Source organism: Micromonospora sp. NPDC002575 (assembly GCF_042889525.1).
Taxonomy (GTDB): domain Bacteria; phylum Actinomycetota; class Actinomycetes; order Mycobacteriales; family Micromonosporaceae; genus Micromonospora; species Micromonospora carbonacea.
Window position 1 is genome coordinate 19,662 of record NZ_JBIARA010000028.1, and the last position, 20,014, is coordinate 39,675.

Below are 20,014 nucleotides of genomic sequence, written 5' to 3' on the forward strand. Positions count from 1 at the left end.
CCGGCCTGCCCCGGGGGGCCGCTGGCCCCCCCCGCGCCCCCGCGCCGCCGGGACGGGGGGTGTGCCGGGGGCTGGGTTCCCCCCCTGGGCCCCGACATCGCCCGGGCCGCGCGGCCCGGGCCGGGGCGTCAGCCGTACGTGTCGCGGGGGCCCCTGCCCCGGACCCGGCGCGGCCCCCGGGACCAGGACGGCGCGGCCGGCCCGTGGATGTGCAGCTTGCGCACCACGTTGTGGCCCACCTCGCTGGCGATCTGCCGGAGCAGGGAGGCGGCGAGCAGCCGCAACTGGGTCGCCCACGCGGTGGACCGGGCCTCGACAGTCAGCTCGCCGTCCTCCAGCTTGACCGGGCGGCTGTTCTGGGCCACCTCGGGGCCGACGACCCGCTCCCACGCGCCGAACACGGTCGCCTCGGCGGCCGGCTGTTCCCAGCCGCGCGCCTTCATCAGCCGGCCCAGCACGACGCCCAGCGGCTGCGGGTCGCGGGGGTCCGGGCCGGGCCCGGAGTAGCCGCGAAGCCGCCGGCCGCCCTCGCCGTTGCCGTCGCCGGAGACGACGCTGCGCCGGCGGGTCTTGGCCGCCGCCTCCCGTCGGGCCCGCGCGGCGTCCAGCACCGCCCGGGCCAGCTCCGGCCCCGCCGCCCCGGCGGGCGCGTCGCCACCGCCCTCGGCGGCCGGTCCGTCGGGCCCCCCGGCCCCGTCGGCCGCCCGCCCGGCCCCGCGCCGCGCGCCGCCGCCCCGGGCTGCGGCGTCCCGGCCGCCCGGCCCGACGGCGGGGGTACGGGGCCCGAGCCGGGCCGGCGGCAGCTCCTGCTCATCCGGCACGGCGCACCTCCCCCTCGCCGACCGAGTAGCGGACGCCGTGCAGGCCGGCCGGCACGTCGTCGTCCACGGCGCAGGTCACCAGCAGTTGGCTCGCCCCGCCGACCAGCCCCGCCAGCCGTTCGCGGCGGCCCGCGTCGAGCTCGGCGAAGACGTCGTCGAGCACCAGCACGGGCTCGATGCCGTCGGAGCGGAGCAGGTCGTACCCGGCCAGCCGCAGGGCCAGCGCGAACGACCAGGACTCGCCGTGGCTGGCGTACCCCTTGGCGGGCAGCGGGCCGAGGGTGAGGGCCAGGTCGTCGCGGTGCGGGCCGACGAGCGTGGTGCCGCGCTCCACCTCGGCGGACCGGGACCCGGCCAGCGCCGCGAGCAGCGTCTCGGCCAGCGCCGCCCGGTCGGCCGCCGGGTCGGCCAGCTCCACCGACGGCCGGTACGCGATGCCCGCCGCGCCCTTGCCGGCGGCGACCGCGTCGTACGCCTTGGTGACGTGCGGGCCGAGTGCGGCGACGAGTTCCAGCCGGCCGGCGAGCAGCTCGGCCCCGTGCCGGGCGAGGTGGGTGTCCCAGACGGCGAGGGTGGACAGGTCACCGCCGCGCGACCCGCCCGTCTTGCGGGCCAGGTACGCGGTGCGCAGCAGGGCGTTGCGCTGCTTGACGACCCGTTCGTAGTCGGCGCGCACCCCGGCGTACCGGGGTTGGCGGCTGACCAGCAGGTCGTCGAGGTAGCGGCGGCGTTCCGCCGGATCGCCGCGGACGAGTTCCAGGTCCTCCGGGGCGAACAGCACCAGCCGCAGCGCGCCGAGGACGTCGCGGGCCCGCCGGGCCGGTGAGCGACCCAGCCGGGCCCGGTTGGCCTTGCCGGGGACGATCTCCAGCTCGACCAGCAGTTCCCTGCCGTCGTGCGCCACGGCGCAGCGGATCACGGCCGAGGTGGCGCCCAGCCGGACCAGCGGGGCGTCCGTGGCGACCCGGTGTGAGCCCAGGGTCGCCACGTAGCCGAGCGCCTCGACGAGGTTGGTCTTGCCGGTGCCGTTGGCGCCGACCAGGACGTTGGGGCCGGGTTCGAGGTCGACGGCGACCCGCTCGTAGGAGCGGAAGTCGACCAGTTCGAGCCGGCGGACGTACACGGGCGGTGGACGCCGCTCAGCGCTTGTGGACGGCGTGGCCGCCGAACTGCTGGCGCAGGGCGGCGACCGCCTTCATGGCGGGGGAGTCCTCCTGCCGGGAGGTGAACCGGGCGAACAGCGAGGCGGCGATGACGTTCAGCGGCACGGCCAGGCGGATGGCCTCGTCGACCGTCCAGCGGCCCTCGCCGGTGTCCTCCGTGTAGCCGCTCAGGTCGGACAGGTCCGGGTCCTCGTCGAGGGCCCGGTCGAGCAGGTCGAGCAGCCAGGACTGGACGACGGTGCCCTCGCGCCAGGACTTGAACACGCCCGGCACGTTGGTGACCAGCTCGGACTTGGTCAGCAGCTCGTAGCCCTCGGCGTAGGCGTGCATGAGGCCGTACTCGATGCCGTTGTGCACCATCTTGGCGTAGTGGCCGGCGCCGACGGGGCCAGCGTGCACGAAGCCGTGCTCGCCGGCTGGCTTGAGCGCCTCGAAGATCGGCATCAGCCGGTCGACGTGCTCCTGCGCGCCGCCGACCATCAGGGCGTACCCGTTCTCCCTGCCCCAGACGCCGCCGGAGACGCCGACGTCGAGGTAGCCGATGCCGCGCGTGGCCAGCCGCTCGGCCCGGGGTGCGTCGTCGCTGAACCGGGAGTTGCCGCCGTCGATGACGATGTCGCCGTCGCCGAGGTGTTCGGCGACGGCGTCGATGGTGGTGTCGGTGACGCCGGCGGGGACCATCACCCAGACGGCCCGGGGGCCGTCGAGCTTCTCGGCCAGCTCGGCCAGGCTCGTGACGTCGCTGCGGTCGGCGTTGCGGTCGTAGCCGACCACCTCGTGACCGGCGGCACGCAGCCGCTCGCGCATGTTGCCGCCCATGCGGCCGAGTCCTACGAGGCCGAGCTGCATGTGTTCCTACCTCCGCTGCGTCCGGGTCGGGTGTGCGCGATCAGCGGGAGACGCGGATCGGCATGATGAGGTACCGGTACCCGGGGATGACCTCGCCATCCTCTCCTGCGGGGGAAATCACCGCCGGCTTGAAGGCGTCGACGAATGCCAACTGCGCGAACTGGGCGCCCAGGTTGGCCAGCCCGTCGATGAGGTATTGCGGGTTGAAGCCGATGGTCAGCGGGTCGCCCGTGAAGGTGGCCTCCATGGCCTCGCTGGCCCGCGCCTCCTCGGTGCCGCCCGCCTCCACGACGAGGCCGTCGGAGCTGAAGCTGAGCAGCACGGGGGTGGTGCGCTCGGCGACCAGGGCCACCCGCTTGACGACCTCGATGAGGGTGCTCACGGCGAGGCGGGCCTCGGCGTTGTGGCTGGCGGGGAAGAGCGAGCGCACCGGCGGGTAGTTGGCGCCGTCGAGCAGCCGGCTGGTGGTGCGCCGGGTGCCCCCGGAGAAGCCGATCATGCCCTCGCCGGCCGCCCCCTGAGACAGGGCCATCGTCACGTGCCCGCCGAGCGGGCCGAGTGCCTTGGCGGTGTCGTGCAGGGTGCGCGCCGGCACCAGGGCGTTGAGGCTCACCTCGGGGTCGTCCGGGTGCCACTCCATCTCGCGCAGGGCGAGCCGGTAGCGGTCGGTGGCGAGCATGGCCAGGTTGCCACCGGAGAGCTCGATGCGGACGCCGGTCATCATCGGCAGCGTCTCGTCCCGGCCGGCGGCCACGGCGACCTGGGCGACGGCGGCGGCGAACGCGGCGGCGTCGACCGTGCCGGTGCTCTCCGGCATCTCGGGCAGGGCGGGGTAGTCCTCCACCGGCATGGTGGGCAGGGTGAACCGGGCGCTGCCGCAGACCAGCTCAAGGTGCGCGCCGACCGCGGCGATGTCCACCGGCTTCGCGGGGAGCGCCTTGGTGATCTCGGCGAGCAGCCGGCCGGACACCAGGGCGGCGCCGTCCGCGTCGCCCTGCACCTCGACGGTCACCTGGCTGGAGACCTCGTAGTCGAAGCCGGAGACCTGCAGGTTGCCGTCGGTCACCCGGAGCATCACGCCGGCCAGCACGGGCACGGACGGCCGGTTGGGCAGGCTCTTCGCGGTCCACGCCACGGCCTCGGCGAGCGCGTCGCGCTCCACTCGGAACTTCATCAATGCCTCCGCGTCGACGTCAGCGACAACTCTCTCATGCCGACCGCTGCCTACCGTCCCGCCCGACCGTGCGGGTTCCCATCGCACCTTAGGGCGCGTGGGCATCGGCTGTGCGCCCGGCCCCGTGGATCGGGCCGGTGCCGGAGCGACTGCCTCCGGCCGTTCCGGCCCCATCCACAGGAAGTCCAACGGTGATGATTGGTTTTTGTTCTCTTAGAAGAACAAACTCGTCGTCTTCGTAGCACCTGTGCAAACTGTGGAAAACCAGCGTCTGCGCAGGTCAAGCACGTTATCCACCGGTGGTTAGCCTGTGGAGAACCCGGGGTAAAACCGGGCTGGTCGTCCACAGGCGTCCCGATCCACCGGGTTGTCCACCGCCGTCCACCGGTTATCCACCGGTTATCCACCGACTTTCTCCCCAGCCCTGTGGACGGGCCGCAACGGTCTTCACGTCGTTGTCCCCAGAACCTTCAACAGGAAGCCCACAGCCGTCCTCCTGCCTGTGGGCGACGGGCGGCATCGTCCACAGGCGTCCACAGGCGTCCACAGGTCCGTCCCCAGGGTTTGTCCACAGCCTGTGGGTAACCGGGGTCCGACGGTACGTAGTTATCCACCGTCGGTGGACAACCGGTTGTGGACAGCGTGTGGAAACGGTGGACGGGCATGCCCCGATCCTGGGGCCTGCACCGGGTCGAGGGTCAACGCGAGGCGTCCCGGCACGCCTGTGGACGACGGATCGGGGGTCATGAAGTGACCGGCGTCACGGCGGCTCGGGGCGGCCGGCAACGAGGCCGACGCGGCCCCCGGGAAGCGAGAACGCCCGGCCGTGGTCGGCCGGGCGTCGGTCGCCGCTGCGGGCGTGGTGGGCGTACGCCTCAGGTGGTCTGCTTGATCCGGTTGGTCAGCTCGGCGATCTGGTTGTAGAGCGAGCGGCGCTCCGCCATCTGCTGGCGGATCTTCCGGTCGGCGTGCATGACGGTCGTGTGGTCCCGGCCGCCGAACGCCTGCCCGATCCGGGGCAGCGACAGGTCGGTCAGCTCCCGGCACAGGTACATGGCGACCTGGCGCGCGTTGACCAGCACCCGGGACCGGGAGTGCCCGCGCAGGTCCTCCAGGCTGACCCCGAAGTAGTCGGCGGTGGAGACCATGATCTGGTCGGCGGTGATCTCCGGGCCGGCGCCGTCGGGGATGAAGTCCCGCAGCACCTCCTCGGCCAGCGACAGCTCGACGGTCGACCGGGTGAGGCTGGCGAACGCGGTGACCCGGATCAGCGCCCCCTCCAGCTCCCGGATCGAGTTCGACACCCGGGACGCGATGAACTCCAGCACGTCCGGCGGCGCGTAGAGCCGCTCCTGGGCCGCCTTCTTCTGCAGGATCGCGATCCGGGTCTCCAGGTCGGGCGGCTGGATGTCGGCCAGCAGCCCCCACTCGAACCGGGTGCGCAGCCGGTCCTCCAGCGTCGCGAGCTGCTTCGGCGACCGGTCGGAGGTGACGACGATCTGCTTGTTGGCGTTGTGCAGCGTGTTGAAGGTGTGGAAGAACTCCTCCTGGGTCCGCTCGCGGTTCTCCAGGAACTGGATGTCGTCGATCAGCAGGATGTCGACGTCGCGGTAGCGGCGCTGGAACGCGCTCGTCTTGTCGTCGCGCACCGAGTTGATGAAGTCGTTGGTGAACTCCTCGGTCGAGACGTACCGGACCGAGCGGGCGTTGCCCAGCGTCGTGGCGTAGTGGCCGATGGCGTGCAGCAGGTGCGTCTTGCCCAGCCCGGAGCTGCCGTAGATGAACAGCGGGTTGTACGCCTTCGCCGGCGACTCGGCGACCGCGACGGACGCGGCGTGCGCGAACCGGTTGGACGAGCCGATGACGAACGTCTCGAACATGTACTTGGGGTTGAGCCGGTTTCCTCCGGTCTCGGCCGCGCCGGGGAGCCGCCGGTCGTCCCGCCCGCCGGGACGGTGATCCATGCCACTGCGGCCCGGCCCGCTGTCGGTGCCGCCGTCGCGCGGCAGCCGCTGGGGGGCCGGCACCCCGCCCGCCGGGTATCGGGCCTCGTAGGGCCGGGCTGCGCCGCCGACGTCGATCCGGGGCCGTTCCTCGAAGCCGCGCCGGTCGGCGCCGGGCAGCAGCGGTTCGGCGAAGGCGTCGCCGAACAGGGGCTCCTGGGCGTCGCGGGCGGCCGGGACGAGCCCCAAGCGGTGCCCGTCGTCGGCCGGGGCCGGCCGGGATGCCGAGCCCGCCTGCCCCGGCTCCGCCGCCCCGTGCTCGGGGTGCCCGCCGGCGCCGTCCTGGCCCGGGTGGGGTGGCCGCGCGTGGTCGACGCCCGGCTCGTCGTGGCCCGGGTGGACCGGGGCGGGAAAACTCAGCGCGGGCTCGTGCCGGCCCGCGCCGGGCTCGTCGTATCCGCGGGGGTCGAACGTCGGCGGGGTGTCGAAGCCGACGGACCCGTCGAGGGTGGGCTGTTCGCCTGGGCCGGTGTCCGGGGTGCTGCGGTAGACCGTCCCGGCGGGGCGACCCGAGGGGTCCTCGGCGACCCGGACGGTCACCGCCACCTGGATCGGGCGGCCCAGCCGCCGGGTCAGCGCCTCCGTGATGGCCGGTCGTAGCCGGGACTCGATCACGTCGCGGGTGAAGGCGTCCGGCACGGAGAGCAGGGCGGTGTCCTCGACGATCGCGCGGAGCCGGGTGAGCCGCAGGTACGCGCGCTGCTGCGCGGAGATGATCTCGTCGGCGAGCTCGTCCGTGGTCGCCGTCCACACCGCGGCTAGGTCGGTCGTACCGGCCACCGTCGTGCCACCCCCCTCGCTTCTGCTCCCGACCGCCGCTGTGGTCCAGCCGGACGGCGCACCGGCCGTCATCCACAAGTTATCCACAGCCTGTGTGTACTGACCGATTGTGGCCCCCCGCCGGAGGCGGGTGGGACCTGCCCCCTGTCTGGACGGGCGCTGAAGCGGGTTTCACCGTGCCGAACGATTCACTGCCTGGTCGGGTCTTGCCCGAGTCCGGTCCTGCTCGACGACGACCGTCTCGCCCGACGACGGGAACGGGGCGACGACGCCGACCGCAAACGCGCACGCTAACAGCGCGGGGCGGGGGCCATCAACCGTCGACGCGGTGGCACCCTTGGCGACATCAGTGAAAAGCAGCGCTTCGGTCGTGGTCAGGGGCCCTGCGGGGGCCGTGCCGGGGTGTTTGACGCTCATTGCCCCTCTGCGTAGGCTGGAGCGGCTGCTCTGCCGCCCTCTGCTAGGGTGGTGTGTGCTTGCTGTCCGCGGTCGCTTCCCCCGCATCGTCGAGGTGCCGCGCCGCCGGGCAGCACCGATCGGGGGCCACCGCCGAGGTGGCCTGGACCACCACACGACCCCGCCGGTCCCGCGCCCGGGGCGTACGAAAACGGAGAGCCTGACGTGAGCAAGCGCACCTACCAGCCGAACAACCGCCGGCGCGCGAAGACCCACGGCTTCCGGCTGCGCATGCGCACCCGGGCCGGCCGCGCCATCATCTCGACCCGTCGCGCCAAGGGCCGCGCCCGCCTGTCGGCCTGAGGCCGACCGGGGCCGGTCCGGGGGACGTGGGCAGTCGTGCTGGCGGCCGCGCAACGACTGCGGCGCAGCAGTGACTTCGCCGCAGCGGTCCGGGCTGGCCGCCGGGCTGGCCGTGGCGTGCTCGTCGTCCACCTGACCTCGCCGAGCACACCGGGGACACCGACGGAAGCCTCGCCGAAGCCGGCGCGGACCACCGGTGCGGAGGACAGCTCCGCACCGACCCGCGCCGGCTTCGTCGTGTCCAAGGCCGTCGGCCCGGCCGTCGTCCGCAACGCGGTCCGGCGTCGGCTGCGGCACCTGGTCCGCGAGCGGCTCGCGGCCCTGCCCGAGGGCACCACCCTGGTCGTACGGGCCCTCCCGGCTTCGGCCGAGGCGTCCTACTCCCGGCTCGGCGTCGACCTCGACGCGGCGATCGCCGCGGCCCGCGCCCCCCGGGGGCGGCGGCCCCGATGAGCAGCGGTTCCACGGCGTCACGGCCGACGAGCTTGGGTGCCCGGGTGCTGACCGGCCCCATCATCGCGTACCGTCGTTGGATAAGCCCGGCGCTGCCGGCCCGCTGTCGGTTCTACCCGTCGTGCAGTGCGTACGCCCTTGAGGCCGTGGCCCGGCACGGCGCGATTCGGGGGGCCGGTCTGACGGTCCTGCGGTTGTTGCGCTGCCACCCCTTTCACCCTGGTGGACACGACCCGGTGCCCGAGCCGGGCGGTCGCCGCCGTGCCGAAGTGACTGGAGCCTGAGAATTGTTCAGTCTGGACTGGATCTACTACGCGATCTCGTGGATCCTGCTGACCTGGCACTCGGCCTGGGACGCCATCGGAGTTCCGGTCGACGCGGTGATCGGGACGAACTGGGCCTGGATCCTGGCCATCGTCTTCCTGGTGGTCACCGTACGGGTGATCCTCTTCCCGGTCTTCGTCAAGCAGATCAAGTCCCAGCGGGCCATGCAGGCGCTCCAGCCCAAGGTGAAGGAGCTCCAGGAGAAGCACAAGGGTGACCGGGAGACGCTCCAGAAGGAGATGATGGAGCTCTACCGGAAGGAAAAGGCCAACCCGCTCATGGGCTGCCTTCCGATGTTCCTCCAGATCCCGGTCTTCCTCGGCCTGTTCCACGTGCTGCGCCGCCTCGACCCCGCCAAGATCAATAAGACGCTCTACGGTTGGACCGTCGAGCAGTTCGACAGCGCCTCCAGCGCCAAGCTCTTCACCGCGCCGATCGCCGGCAAGTTCGGCTCGACCGCCGACGAGCTGGCCCGCCTCGGGGCCAACGGCACCACCGTGAAGGTGATCGCCGGCATCCTGGTCCTGGTGATGATGGGCACCACCTACCTCACCAGCCGCCAGATGATCCTCAAGACCGGTTGGGCGGAGGACCCGCAGCAGAAGATGGTGCAGCGCCTGATGCTCTACGGCATCCCGCTGTCGCTGCTCGTCTCCGGCGCGATCTTCCCGATCGGTGTGATCATCTACTGGGTCACGAACAACCTCTTCACCCTCGGCCAGCAGCAGTGGGTGCTGCGCAAGTACCCGCCGCCGCCCACCCCGGGCCGCACCGGCGTCAAGTCCAGCAGCCCGGTCCAGCCGGCCAAGACCGCCGGCCTGTTCGGCCGCAAGGCCGCCCCGGCCCCGGTCAAGCAGGCCCCGGCAGCGCCGAAGGTCGCGGGCCCGAAGCCGGGCGCCAAGCCGGCCAACCCGAAGAAGAGCCGCCCGGCCAAGCGCCAGGGCTGACGCCTCCCCGTCCGCGCCGGCCGCCGGCGCGGACGGGCCCTGGCCCTGGCCGCCGTCCGTAGGGCAGCGCCGGGCCCGGACCCACCGCGCGCAGCGCGGTCGCGGGCGACAGCCGCCCGTGCAGACGTGCCCGTGGGCACCGGTGATCTCCCGCCGGCCCCGGGGAACCAGCGGACCCGACGGTCCGGCCGAGCGAGTACGGAGATGAGACCGTGACCGAGACCAGCATCCCCAACGCTGACCAGTCAGTGGACGAGGAGAGCACGCCGATCGAGGCCACCGACGACACCGAGGAGGAGGCCGGCACCGGGGCCGCTCCCCGGGAGAAGAAGGCACCGGCCGAGAGCGAGCTGTTCCGGCAGAGCGAGATCGCGGCCGACTACGTCGAGGGGCTGCTCGACATCCTCGACTACGACGGGGACATCGACGAGCTGGTGTCCGGTGGGCGTCCGGTGGTCGAGGTGGTCGGCGGCCGGCTGCAGAACCTGGTCGGGCAGCGCGGGGCCACCCTTGAGGCGCTCCAGGAGCTGGCCCGGCTGGCGGTGTTCCGGCAGACCGGGACCCCGAGCCGGCTGCTGCTCGACGTCGGCGGCTACCGCGCCACCCGGCGCAAGGAGCTGGCCGCCGTCGCCAAGAACGCGGTGGAGAAGGTCAAGGAGTACGGGGAGCCGGTGCGTCTCGAACCGATGTCCGCCTTCGAGCGCAAGTGCGTCCATGACGTCGTCAACGCGATGAGCGGCGTGGAGAGCGAGTCCGAGGGCGTCGAGCCGAACCGGCGCATCGTCGTCCGGCCCGCGGACTGACCGGGTGACCCACGACGACACCACGGCTGCGGCCGTGTCCGGCCCGGGCGGTACGCCGCCCGGGCCGTCGCCTGCCCAGCCCGGTCCTGCCGACGCAGTGCCCGGCGTCGGGGCCACGCCCCGCGTGACGGCACCGGCCCCCGGGGACGATCCGCCCCGCCCGACCGGGGAGGCACCGGATCCGGCCGCCGCGACACTGCCGCCGGAGCTGGCGGAGGCCGCCCGCACCCTCTTCGGCGACCGGCTCGACCTCGCCGCCGCGTACGCGGAGCTGCTCGCCACCGACGGGGTGGTCCGCGGCCTCATCGGGCCGCGGGAGGCCCCGCGGATCTGGGACCGGCACCTGCTCAACTGCGCCGCGGTGGCGGAACGGATCCCGCCGGACGCCTCGGTGCTCGACGTCGGCTCGGGGGCCGGCCTGCCCGGGCTGGTGCTGGCCATCGCGCGGCCCGACCTGACGGTCGTGCTGGTCGAGCCCCTGGCCCGACGCACCTCGTTCCTCGTCGAGGTGGTCGAGGAGTTGGGGCTGGCGAAGACGGTCCGGGTGTTCCGGGGGCGGGCCGAGGAGGCGGCGACGGGTGCCACCGGCGTCGGTCCCTTCAGCGCGGACATCGTCACCGCTCGCGCCGTCGCCCCGCTCGACCGTCTCGCCGCCTGGTGCCTGCCGCTGACCGTGCGCGGCGGGCGGCTGGTGGCGATGAAGGGCGCGTCGGCCGCCGACGAGATCGCGGAGCACGCCGAGGCCGTCGCAAAGCTGGGCGGAGGCGAGCCGACCGTGCGGCGCTGCGGGGTCGGCGTGATCGAGCCGCCGACGACCGTGGTGGAGATCGTGCGCGAGCGGGTGGTGAACCAGCCCCGCGTCAAGTCGGCGGCGAAGCGCTCGCGCGGTGGGCGTCGCCGGGCCCGCTGAGCCGGTTTCTTCCCCTCGCGCCGGCTTCCCGCCGCAGGTCGGGTCGTTGATCCGGGTGCGGGCACGTGCCGGCGGGAAAACCCGGCGTGGACCGCTCGCGCCCGTCCGCCGTAGGCTGACCGCGCGTCGATAGTGTGGAGTGGGCGGCATCTGGCCCCGAGGGGGTCCCGGCCGCTCCCGCCGGGCCGTAGGCTCCGTGATGCGAACGAGCGTGGCCAAGACGACGGGGTGCGGACCGACCATCCGGAGCGGGTAGGGATGACAGGTGCATGACGACGGCAGGTACGACGATCCACGGGTGAACGGTCGCGGAGAGCGGTCCGCAGCGGGCCCCGTTTCACGTGAAACCGACGAGCCCGGCTGGCCCGGCGACCCCTACGGGCCGCCGGTGCGCCCGATCGGCGGCGACCCCGTCTCGCGCCATGTTCCTGCCGGCGGCGCGGGCGGCACCACCCCCCGGTCGGAGGCGTCCGGAACGGTCTACGGCAGGGCCGGCCTTTCCGGCGTTCCGGCGACCGACCGCCCCGACCCGGGGCCTTCGGCTCACTTCGAGGCGGCACCCCGGCCCGCCGCTGTCGTGCCCCAGCAACCCGCACCGCACGTGGTGCCCGACGCGGCCCCGAGAGCCGCCGTTCCAGTCGACACGCCGGTGCCGCCGGCCGGGGCCTATGGCACCGAACCGGCAGATGCCGCGTACGTTTCACGTGAAACCCCGACGCGCGAAGAGGATGACCCACCGTTGGCTATGGAGGCTATGCGCGCCGTGCAGATCCTTAATCCGAGTGGCGAGGTGACCATGCCGCGTCCGGAGCGGACCCGGGTGATGTGCGTCGCCAACCAGAAGGGCGGCGTGGGGAAGACCACGACCACGGTGAACCTGGCGGTGGCGCTCGCCCTGCACGGCAACCGGGTTCTCGTGGTCGACCTCGACCCGCAGGGCAACGCGTCGACCGGGCTGAACGTCCCGCACCACACCGGCGTGCCGGACGTCTACGACTGCCTGATCAACAGCGTCCCCCTGGAGGAGGTGGCCCAGGGCGTCGAGGGCATCCCCAACCTGTGGTGCGTGCCAGCCACGATCGACCTGGCGGGCGCCGAGATCGAGCTGGTGTCCGTGGTGGCCCGCGAGTCGCGGTTGTCCCGGGCGATCGACGCCTACCCCGGCCACTTCGACTACGTCTTCATCGACTGCCCGCCGTCGCTCGGCCTGCTCACCGTCAACGCGTTGGTGGCCGCGCAGGAGGTGCTCATCCCCATTCAGTGCGAGTACTACGCGCTGGAAGGGCTGAACCAGCTGATCAACAACATCAACCTGGTCCGCAAGCACCTCAACCCCAGGCTCGATGTCTCGACCATCCTGCTCACCATGTACGACCGGCGCACCCGGCTGGCCGACGCGGTGGAGCAGGATGTCCGCAACCACTTCGGCGACAAGGTCCTCCAAGCGGTGATTCCCCGGAACGTCCGAGTCTCCGAGGCACCGAGCTACGGCCAGTCGGTCATGACCTACGATCCCGGTTCACGGGGGGCGACGAGTTACTTCGAGGCCGCCCAGGAAATCGCCGAGCGTGGGGTCAAGGAGCCGGTGAGCCGGAATGCGTAGTGCGGACAAGTCGCTGGGAGGCATCGTATGAAGAACCGTCCTCGGGGCGGTCTGGGTCGAGGGCTCGGGGCGCTGATCCCCACCGGTCCGGTCCAGCCCGTCGAGACGACGACGGCGATGCCCGACGACGGCGATGCCCCCGTGCCGGCCTCGGTGCCGGCCCCGGCGGTGGCCCCGGTCGACGTCGAATCCCCTGCGGTCATGCCGCCCGCCGAGCCGCAACTCAGCCCGGTGCCCGGTGCCCGGTTCGCTGAGGTGCCGGTCGACGCGATCGTGCCCAACCCGAAGCAACCCCGCCAGGTCTTCGACGAGGAGGCCCTGGAGGAGCTGAAGACCTCCATCCAGGAGGTCGGCTTCCTCCAGCCGATCGTGGTGCGGGCCCTGGACGGCGAGAAGTACGAACTGGTCATGGGCGAGCGCCGCTGGCGGGCCGCGCAGGCGGTCGGCCGGGAGAACATCCCCGCTATCGTCCGGGACACGCGCGACGACGCCATGCTCCGGGACGCGCTGCTGGAGAACATCCATCGGGCCAACCTCAACCCGCTGGAGGAGGCCGCCGCGTACCAGCAACTGCTGGAGGAGTTCGGCGCGACCCACGAGGAGCTGGCTCGCAGGATCGGCCGGAGCCGTCCGCAGATCTCCAACACCATCCGGCTGCTGAACCTGCCGGCCCAGGTGCAGCGCCGCGTTGCCGCCGGGCTGCTGTCCGCCGGCCACGCCCGCGCGCTGTTGAGCCTGGACGAGGCGCAGGCGCAGGAGCAGCTCGCCGCGCGCATCGTCGCCGAGGGGATCTCCGTCCGCTCGACCGAGGAGATCGTCGCGCTCGCACTCGCGGACGGGCCGGCGAAGGCCCCGGCCGCGAAGCGGCGGACCACGGCGCACGCCCCGGCCCTCACGGACCTCGCGGACCGACTCTCCGACCGCTTCGACACCAGGGTGAAGGTGGACATCGGCCGGAGCAAGGGCAAGATCACGATCGAGTTCGCCACGGTCGACGACCTGGAGCGGATCGTCGGCATCATCGGGGTCGGCCAGGAGGACACGCCCGAGGACTGACCCGTGACCCCTGCCCCGCCGGCCGCGCCGTCCCACCCGGGACGACGCGGCCGGCGTCGCTTCAGGCCGCCCCCCGGTCGCCGCGAGGGACGCCGCCCTCGGGCGGGAGGCCGTCGCGCCGGGCCCGGTCGGCAGGACGCGATCCAGGATGCGTGAGGCGGCGAAGAAGACCGGCCCATGTGCCGCGGCGCCTGCCACGTTCCACGTGAAACCTCTCCCGACGATCAGCCGGCGGGCTCGGCTCCATCCCGCCGCTTCCGGGGATGGCCGCACCTTGTCGCCGATTCGGCCTCGGGCTGACCGCTACGGCTGTCGACGTCGGCGCGGGGTGCGTCAGGGTGCCGGAGTTGCTGATTCGCCGTCCGCCCCGGCCGAGCGCCCGGGGGCATGCGGAGCGGTCCGGTGGGTGCGGAGCAGCCCGATCGGATGTAGGGGTCCGGCGGGGTTGCGGGCGGCCCGAAGGAGTGTGCGGCTCTGAGCTCCCCGGCCGCTCAGCCGTAAGGGGGCTGCGGGCAGGTTCCACGTGAAACGAGGCCAGCCCGCATAATTGCCGGGCCGCCCGAGAGCCGCCGCCCGAGAGCTGCCGCCCGAGAGCTGCCGCCCGAGAGCTGCCCACCCGAGAGGGCCGACTACATCCGAGAGGGCCGACCATCCGGATCGCCGCACGGAGAGGCAGTCCGCACGAGAGGCGCATTGCACGAGAGGCGCATTGCACGAGAGGCGCACTGCACGGGACGGCCGGCGCGCGGACAGAGCGTGGTGAACAGCGCCCACCGGCACCGGGTAGTTGCCCGGTCCCTCTGCCGGGAAACTACCCGTGGCTGATGGCGCGGGCCCCCATTAGACCTCGGCCGGGCCCGCCCTTGGTTCCACGTGAAACGGGGGCCGCCTCCGAGGAGGTGACCCCGAGCCGTTGCAACCTTCGGCCGCGCCGCACTGCATTGCAAGACCACCGTTGGCGGCGGCACGGTGATGCCGGAATGCCGAACCCGTCCCGGCGACGTCGGCGCGCAGGGTCGGGAACTGTTGGGCCAACCCCCAGGGCGATGGGCACCGGATCCGGCCTCCGGTTCTGATCCGCTTCGGGGTGACGAGGGGCCCTCGTGCCGGCCGCACGAAGTGAACCGCCGCCTCGTTTCACGTGAAACCGAAGCCCCTGGAAGGCCGGCTGCGCGCACCGCGTCGCCGGGGTCACCTGTCACCCCACCACCCGGGCCGCCCTCACTACCCCAGGCCGCCGGCCGGAGCAGGCGGCTCAAGCGACCCAAGCGGCCACGGGAACAGGCGGCTCAGGGGAGTCCGCAGCACCGGCGAGGGAAGCGCCCCAGGGGCCAGGAACGCCGAGAAGTAGGAACGTCGTGACTCCCCGGCAGCCGCGCTTGCCAATGCTCGATCGGTGCGCGTCGCGGGAGAGGCCGTCCCGCGCACGACGGCACCCAAGGGACGCCTACCGCATCCGACCCGGCCGGCCAGAAAGAGGCGGGCCAGAAAGGGGCGGGCGGCCCATCGCGAACCCGACCGCGCGACGCCTCTCCCCTGGCATACGGCGGCGCGACCTGACGCCACTACCGGCCGAGGCCGTCGTCGCGCGATACGGCGGACCGCCAGGTGGCCCCCACGCCGTCGTGGCCTGCTTCCCCCACCCACCCGCACCCCGTGCGTCGGTTCGGATCTCCACGGGCTCCTCAGCGGGCGAGCGCGCTCTCCCTGCGCCGTCGGCGCAGGGCGGCATCTCCACCCCCCGACCGTCGGGACGGCACGGCCTCCCAGATGGGGACTGCCCCGCGCTCGACGGTGTGCAGGGCGGAGGTGGGCCGTCGCAAGCGGTTGCCCGGCTCGTGCGGGGACTGGGAGCCGGCGTCGTCCGACCCGGAGGGCCGCGACGGATCGGCTCATGTTCTGGCGCTCAGGCAGCGACCCACAGGCGGCCGGCTCGTTAGGAACGAGGGAGACAAGAGGCTGTGCACAATCCTCGCCGAGAGGCGCAGAGTTATCCACAGCGGTTTTCCACAGCCCCACCCCGTTTCACGTGAAACCCCGCGTGAAACACGGTGTCAGCCTGTGGATGACGGGCCGTGGTGACGGCCTCGGCAGCCTGTGGATAACGTGTGGACAACGGTGGCGGGCCGCTCGGGCGGAGCTGCGCCACGGGGCGGTGCCCACCTCTTGCCCGACGGCTGAACGGGGGCTCGTCCGGGGCCTTGGCCGCCCTCGATGCTGGACGAATCAGGTAGGGACAGGGCCCGTTCGCTCGGTTAGGGTCAGCGTCGTGCACGACACCCCTCCCGCAGTCCCCGACTTCACCTCCTGGCCTTCCTTCCCCTTCGAGGGCGACCTTCGGGTCAAGCACCTTGACGACCCCGTCGCGGTGGAACCCCCGCGCAAGGGCGAGGGAAACCGCGAGTGCACGGCCTGCGCCGCGCCCGACGACGCGTACATCTGGGTCGGCGAGCGGTGGCGTGTCCGCGCCATGGACCGGCCCACCGGGCTGCCGATGGTGCTGATCCTGGAGTCCCGTTCCCACCTGGACCTGGGCGACCTGCCCAACCTCCTCGCCGCCGAGCTGGGCGTGATGACGGTACGGCTGGAGAAGGCCATCCGCTCCCTCGACGGCGTCGCCCGCGTCCACGTGAACCGGTGGGGCGACGGCTCGGCCCACCTGCACCTGTGGTTCCTGGCCAGGCCGTACGGGCGGCTCCAGTTGCGGGGCACGTTCCTGTCGCTGTGGGACTCCATCCTCCCGCCCATCTCCGAACAGCAGTGGCGGGAGAACCTGGCCATGGTGGCCGCCTGGCTGGCCGAGTTCGGTGGCCGTCCGCTGGCCGAGCCGCCCCGCATCCAGTGGCAGGCGCCGTCGAGCATCGGCACCCAGGCGTCCCCCGACGCCGTGAGCGAGGACGACGGCGTCGGCGTGATCGAGGCCGCCGAGGAGATCCCGGAGCCGGAGGAAGGACCGGCCAACGCCGCCCGGTAGCAGGGGCGGCGTCGGCCGCGCCGGAGAAGCCGTCAGCCGCGCCGGGCGGCGGCCCGGGTCACCAGGGAACCGATCAACCGGCCGAAGTCCAGCCCGGCGGCCTGGACGGCGAGCGGGAGCAGCGACGTCTCCGTCATGCCCGGCGAGACGTTGACCTCCAGCACGTGCGGCTGGCCGTCGGCGTCCACGATCAGGTCGACCCGGGACAGGTCGCGCAGCCCCAGCGCCGTGTGGGCCGCCACGGCGACCTGGGCCACCGTGGCGGCGACCTCCGGGTCGAGTCGCGCGGGCGTGTGCCAGGTGGTCCGGCCCGCGGTGTACCGGGCCGCGTAGTCGTACACGCCGTTGCGGGGCACGATCTCCACGGCGGGCAGGGCCTGCGGGCCCTCCCCGAGGTCGACCACCGACACCGCCACGTCCATGCCGGAGACGTACCGCTCGACCAGCGCCGTCGAGTCGTACGCGAAACAACCGACCATCGCAGCCGGCAGCGCCGCGGCGTCCCGGACCACGGCGGCGCCCAGGCCGGAACCGCCCTGCGCCGGCTTCACCATCAGCGGCAACCCGAGGCGGTCGACGATGCGGTCCAGCACCGCCACCGCCCCCAGCTCGGAGAAGCGGTCGTGCGGCAGGGCCACCCAGTCCGGGGTGGGCAGGCCCGCCTCGCGGAGCACCGCCTTCGCCGACGGCTTGTCCCAGGCGACGCGGGACGCCCGGGCGTCGCAGCCGACGTACGGGACGTCGCACAGGTCGAGCACGCCACGCAGCGAACCGTCCTCGCCGGTCGCGCCGTGCAGCGCGATCACCACGGCGTCCGGTGGGTCGGCGACCAGCGCCGGCAGCAGGGCCACGTCGGCGTCCCGCAGCTCCGCCTCCACCCCGACGGCGCGGAGCGCGTCCAGCACCCGGCGGCCGGACCGGAGCGAGACGTCCCGCTCGTAGGAGAGTCCACCGGCGAGCACCAGCACGTGCAGCTCGGTGGTGCTGGCCGGGTGGGTCACGGTGATTCGCTCGGCAGGGATCGCAGCCATGCCGGAATCATGCCAAGTCGGGTCCCGGGGTGTCCGCGCCGGCCTGCCCCCGCCGCGAACCGGGACGACCGACGGTGCTCCCGAAGACCCGGCGCATCGCGATCTCCTGCTCCATCACGCCGGCCAACCGGCGCACCCCCTCCCGGATCCGCTCCGGCGTGGGGAAGGAGAAGTTCAGCCGCATGTTGCCGGTGCCGGTGCCGTCGGCGTAGAAGCCGGTGCCCGGCACGTACGCGACCCGGGCCGCGATCGAGCGCGGCACCATCGCCTTGGCGTCCAGGCCGTCGGGCAGGCTCGCCCAGACGAAGAGGCCGCCGCTGGGCCTGGTCCAGGTGGTGCCGGCCGGCATCAGGTCCTCCAGCGCGGACAGCAGGGCGTCGCGGCGCTCCCGGTAGACCTCCCGGTAGACCTTGAGCTGCTCGCGCCACGGCATCGTGCCCAGATAGGTCGAGACGGCGGCCTGGGCGAACCCGCTGGGGCAGAGGATGTTGGCCTCGCTGGCGATGACCAGCTTGTCGCGGACCGCGTGCGGGGCCAGGATCCAGCCCACCCGCAGCCCCGGGGCGAAGGTCTTGGAGAAGGTGCTGAGGTAGAAGACGCCGTCGCGCCGCCGGGCCCGCAGCGGTCGCGGCGCGTCGCCCTCGAAACCGAGCTGCCCGTACGGGTCGTCCTCGATCACCAGCAGGCCCGCGCGCTCGCAGATGTCGAGGACCCGTTCGCGTCGCTCCTCGCTGAGCGTCACACCGGCCGGGTTCTGGTACGTCGGGATGGTGTAGAGGAACTTCACCCGACGTCCCGCCCGGGCCAGCTCCGCGACCGCCGTCTCCAGCGCCTCCGGGATCAGCCCGTCGTCGTCCATCGGCACGTGCACGACCTGGGCCTGGGCGGCCTGGAACACCCCGAGCGCGCCGACGTAGGTCGGCCCCTCGGCGAGCACCACGTCACCCGGGTCCAGGAACAGGCGGGCCACCAGGTCGAGCGCCTGCTGCCCGCCGACGGTCACCACCACGTCCTCCGGGGAGGCCCCGCACGACGCGTCGATGCCGGAGAGGGCCATCACCTCGCAGATGCGCTCGCGCAGCTCCAGGGTGCCCTGCCCGATGCCGTACTGGAGGGTGGTGACGCCGTGCTCGGAGCCGAGCCGGCCGAGCATCTCGCCCACCGCGTCCAGCGGCAGGGCGGCGATGTAGGGCGCGCCGCCGGCGAGGGAGACCACCTCGGGCCGGCTGGCCACCGCGAACAGCGCGCGGATCTCCGAGGCGGTCATGCCCCGGACGCGCCGGGCGTACCTGTCGGTGTAGTCGTCGAGCGTCGTGCCGGTCATGACATCACCTCGATCGCGTGTCGGGCGGCTCCCGCCCCCCGGGGGTACCCGGGACACCGCAGACCATGGCGGCACGGGACGCAGACCACCGATGGTAGTGCCTTCCGGCTCGGTCGGGCCGATCGATTTGCCGGCCGTCCACATCCCGGACGGGGCGTGCGGGCGCGACGGCGGGCCCGGATGGGCGCTGCGGGGTGTTTCGCGCGTCCCCTCCCGTACCGCCGCCCGGCGGCGTACGATCGCTCGTCGGAGGTACCGAAGGCGGCGGCGTCGTTCTCGCCTCCGAGCCTATTGTGGGGATGCGCCGATGTCGCGACGTCTGGTCAGTTTGACCCTCGACACCCTGGAGGACCTGCCTCGCCCGTGCCGGCAGTGCGTCCACTGGGAGCTTGATCCGGTTTCGGCCGACCGGGCGTGCGCCGCCGGCGACCCGGGGCTGGAGAAGGAGGCATGGGTCTCGCAGACGCTGCTGGAGTGGGGCTCCTGCGGCAAGCTCGCGTACGTCGACGGCATGCCCGCCGGGTTCGTCATGTACGCCCCGCCGGCCTACGTGCCCCGGTCGATGGCGTTCCCCACCTCCCCGGTCTCCGCCGACGCCGCGCTGCTGATGACTGCGCACGTGGTCGCGCCCTTCGCCGGCGGCGGGCTCGGCCGGATGCTGGTGCAGGGCGTCGCCCGGGACCTCACGAAGCGCGGCATCAAGGCGATCGAGGCGTTCGGGGACGCGAAGTTCGGCGACGAGGGCGACCCGGCGGGCGGCTGCGTGGCCCCCGCCGACTTCTTCCTGTCGGTGGGCTTCAAGACGGTGCGCCCGCATCCCCGCTATCCCCGGCTGCGGCTGGAGCTGCGCACCGCGCTGAGCTGGAAGTCCGACGTCGAGTACGCCCTGGAGAAGCTGCTCGGGTCGATGAGCCCGGAGACCCTGCTCCGGCCGGTCCGCCCCGCCCCGGCGACCCGCTCCACCGGCGGCTGACCGGTCCGCCGCCGGCGGGCGTCGACCCCGCGCACGGTGCCGGCTGTCGCGCCGGTGGGAGGGCGGC

General features: G+C 73.1%; 17 protein-coding genes. 10 read left to right on the forward strand and 7 right to left on the reverse strand.

The window, feature by feature from the left end; translation table 11 throughout:
- Window positions 1-128: 128 nt before the first annotated feature.
- From ACFYWL_RS28570 to dnaA, 5 genes are all read right to left on the reverse strand, one after another.
- Window positions 129-821 carry a DUF721 domain-containing protein gene (locus ACFYWL_RS28570; protein WP_386978971.1) on the reverse strand — a complete coding sequence of 231 codons (693 nt, stop codon included), beginning with the start codon at window positions 819-821 and terminating at the stop codon, window positions 129-131.
- Window positions 811-1,944 carry a DNA replication/repair protein RecF gene (recF, locus tag ACFYWL_RS28575; RefSeq protein WP_386978974.1) on the reverse strand — a complete coding sequence of 378 codons (1,134 nt, stop codon included), beginning with the start codon at window positions 1,942-1,944 and terminating at the stop codon, window positions 811-813. Before recF ends, ACFYWL_RS28570 begins: the two co-directional genes overlap by 11 nt.
- A 16-nt stretch (window positions 1,945-1,960) precedes the next feature.
- On the reverse strand, window positions 1,961-2,833 hold the full coding sequence (gnd, locus tag ACFYWL_RS28580) for a phosphogluconate dehydrogenase (NAD(+)-dependent, decarboxylating) (protein ID WP_386978976.1): 873 nt from the start codon (window positions 2,831-2,833) through the stop codon (window positions 1,961-1,963).
- A 40-nt stretch (window positions 2,834-2,873) separates the two neighbouring features.
- Complete coding sequence (dnaN, locus tag ACFYWL_RS28585; RefSeq protein WP_386978979.1) at window positions 2,874-4,007, reverse strand: DNA polymerase III subunit beta; 1,134 nt, start codon at window positions 4,005-4,007, stop codon at window positions 2,874-2,876.
- A gap of 875 nt (window positions 4,008-4,882) precedes the next feature.
- Window positions 4,883-6,790, reverse strand: coding sequence for a chromosomal replication initiator protein DnaA (gene dnaA, locus ACFYWL_RS28590; RefSeq protein ID WP_386978981.1), 1,908 nt, complete (start codon window positions 6,788-6,790; stop codon window positions 4,883-4,885).
- Between the two features lie 621 nt (window positions 6,791-7,411).
- Between dnaA and rpmH the strand changes: the two genes are divergently transcribed.
- From rpmH to ACFYWL_RS28635, 9 genes are all read left to right on the forward strand, one after another.
- Window positions 7,412-7,549 (forward strand): 50S ribosomal protein L34, encoded by a 138-nt coding sequence (gene rpmH / locus ACFYWL_RS28595; RefSeq protein ID WP_013736606.1) that lies wholly within the window; start codon window positions 7,412-7,414, stop codon window positions 7,547-7,549.
- Window positions 7,550-7,585: 36 nt separating this feature from the next.
- Window positions 7,586-8,002 (forward strand): ribonuclease P protein component, encoded by a 417-nt coding sequence (rnpA, locus tag ACFYWL_RS28600; protein ID WP_386978985.1) that lies wholly within the window; start codon window positions 7,586-7,588, stop codon window positions 8,000-8,002.
- Window positions 7,999-8,286, forward strand: a complete 288-nt coding sequence (yidD, locus tag ACFYWL_RS28605) for a membrane protein insertion efficiency factor YidD (protein ID WP_386978987.1) — start codon at window positions 7,999-8,001, stop codon at window positions 8,284-8,286. Before rnpA ends, yidD begins: the two co-directional genes overlap by 4 nt.
- 3 nt (window positions 8,287-8,289) lie before the next feature.
- Window positions 8,290-9,273 (forward strand): membrane protein insertase YidC, encoded by a 984-nt coding sequence (gene yidC, locus ACFYWL_RS28610; protein WP_386978990.1) that lies wholly within the window; start codon window positions 8,290-8,292, stop codon window positions 9,271-9,273.
- A gap of 212 nt (window positions 9,274-9,485) precedes the next feature.
- The gene (locus ACFYWL_RS28615) at window positions 9,486-10,076 is read left to right on the forward strand and encodes a protein jag (protein ID WP_386978993.1); all 591 of its coding nucleotides are present in this window, start codon (window positions 9,486-9,488) and stop codon (window positions 10,074-10,076) included.
- Between the two features lie 124 nt (window positions 10,077-10,200).
- Window positions 10,201-10,986: a 16S rRNA (guanine(527)-N(7))-methyltransferase RsmG gene (rsmG, locus tag ACFYWL_RS28620; protein ID WP_386978996.1), complete on the forward strand. Its 786-nt coding sequence runs from the start codon at window positions 10,201-10,203 to the stop codon at window positions 10,984-10,986.
- A 265-nt stretch (window positions 10,987-11,251) separates the two neighbouring features.
- Complete coding sequence (locus ACFYWL_RS28625) at window positions 11,252-12,589, forward strand: AAA family ATPase (RefSeq protein WP_386978999.1); 1,338 nt, start codon at window positions 11,252-11,254, stop codon at window positions 12,587-12,589.
- A gap of 27 nt (window positions 12,590-12,616) precedes the next feature.
- Window positions 12,617-13,645 (forward strand): ParB/RepB/Spo0J family partition protein, encoded by a 1,029-nt coding sequence (locus ACFYWL_RS28630; RefSeq protein WP_386979002.1) that lies wholly within the window; start codon window positions 12,617-12,619, stop codon window positions 13,643-13,645.
- Between the two features lie 2,065 nt (window positions 13,646-15,710).
- Window positions 15,711-16,619 carry a hypothetical protein gene (locus tag ACFYWL_RS28635; protein WP_386979005.1) on the forward strand — a complete coding sequence of 303 codons (909 nt, stop codon included), beginning with the start codon at window positions 15,711-15,713 and terminating at the stop codon, window positions 16,617-16,619.
- Between the two features lie 32 nt (window positions 16,620-16,651).
- Here ACFYWL_RS28635 and ACFYWL_RS28640 read toward each other — a convergent pair whose 3' ends face one another.
- Together ACFYWL_RS28640 and ACFYWL_RS28645 are read right to left on the reverse strand one after the other, a co-directional pair.
- Window positions 16,652-17,650: a D-alanine--D-alanine ligase gene (locus tag ACFYWL_RS28640; protein ID WP_386979008.1), complete on the reverse strand. Its 999-nt coding sequence runs from the start codon at window positions 17,648-17,650 to the stop codon at window positions 16,652-16,654.
- Between the two features lie 7 nt (window positions 17,651-17,657).
- The gene (locus ACFYWL_RS28645) at window positions 17,658-18,974 is read right to left on the reverse strand and encodes a PLP-dependent aminotransferase family protein (protein WP_386979011.1); all 1,317 of its coding nucleotides are present in this window, start codon (window positions 18,972-18,974) and stop codon (window positions 17,658-17,660) included.
- Between the two features lie 307 nt (window positions 18,975-19,281).
- Between ACFYWL_RS28645 and ACFYWL_RS28650 the strand changes: the two genes are divergently transcribed.
- Window positions 19,282-19,947, forward strand: a complete 666-nt coding sequence (locus ACFYWL_RS28650; RefSeq protein ID WP_386979014.1) for a GNAT family N-acetyltransferase — start codon at window positions 19,282-19,284, stop codon at window positions 19,945-19,947.
- Window positions 19,948-20,014 lie beyond the last annotated feature (67 nt).

Coding starts and splice junctions, on each gene's coding strand:
- yidD (WP_386978987.1), top strand. CDS start 7,999: ATGAGCAGCGGTTCCACGGCGTCACGGCCGACGAGCTTGGGTGCCCGG.
- ACFYWL_RS28645 (WP_386979011.1), bottom strand. CDS start 18,974: ATGACCGGCACGACGCTCGACGACTACACCGACAGGTACGCCCGGCGC.
- ACFYWL_RS28640 (WP_386979008.1), bottom strand. CDS start 17,650: ATGGCTGCGATCCCTGCCGAGCGAATCACCGTGACCCACCCGGCCAGC.
- ACFYWL_RS28650 (WP_386979014.1), top strand. CDS start 19,282: ATGTCGCGACGTCTGGTCAGTTTGACCCTCGACACCCTGGAGGACCTG.
- dnaN (WP_386978979.1), bottom strand. CDS start 4,007: ATGAAGTTCCGAGTGGAGCGCGACGCGCTCGCCGAGGCCGTGGCGTGG.
- ACFYWL_RS28635 (WP_386979005.1), top strand. CDS start 15,711: ATGACGGGCCGTGGTGACGGCCTCGGCAGCCTGTGGATAACGTGTGGA.
- gnd (WP_386978976.1), bottom strand. CDS start 2,833: ATGCAGCTCGGCCTCGTAGGACTCGGCCGCATGGGCGGCAACATGCGC.
- ACFYWL_RS28630 (WP_386979002.1), top strand. CDS start 12,617: ATGAAGAACCGTCCTCGGGGCGGTCTGGGTCGAGGGCTCGGGGCGCTG.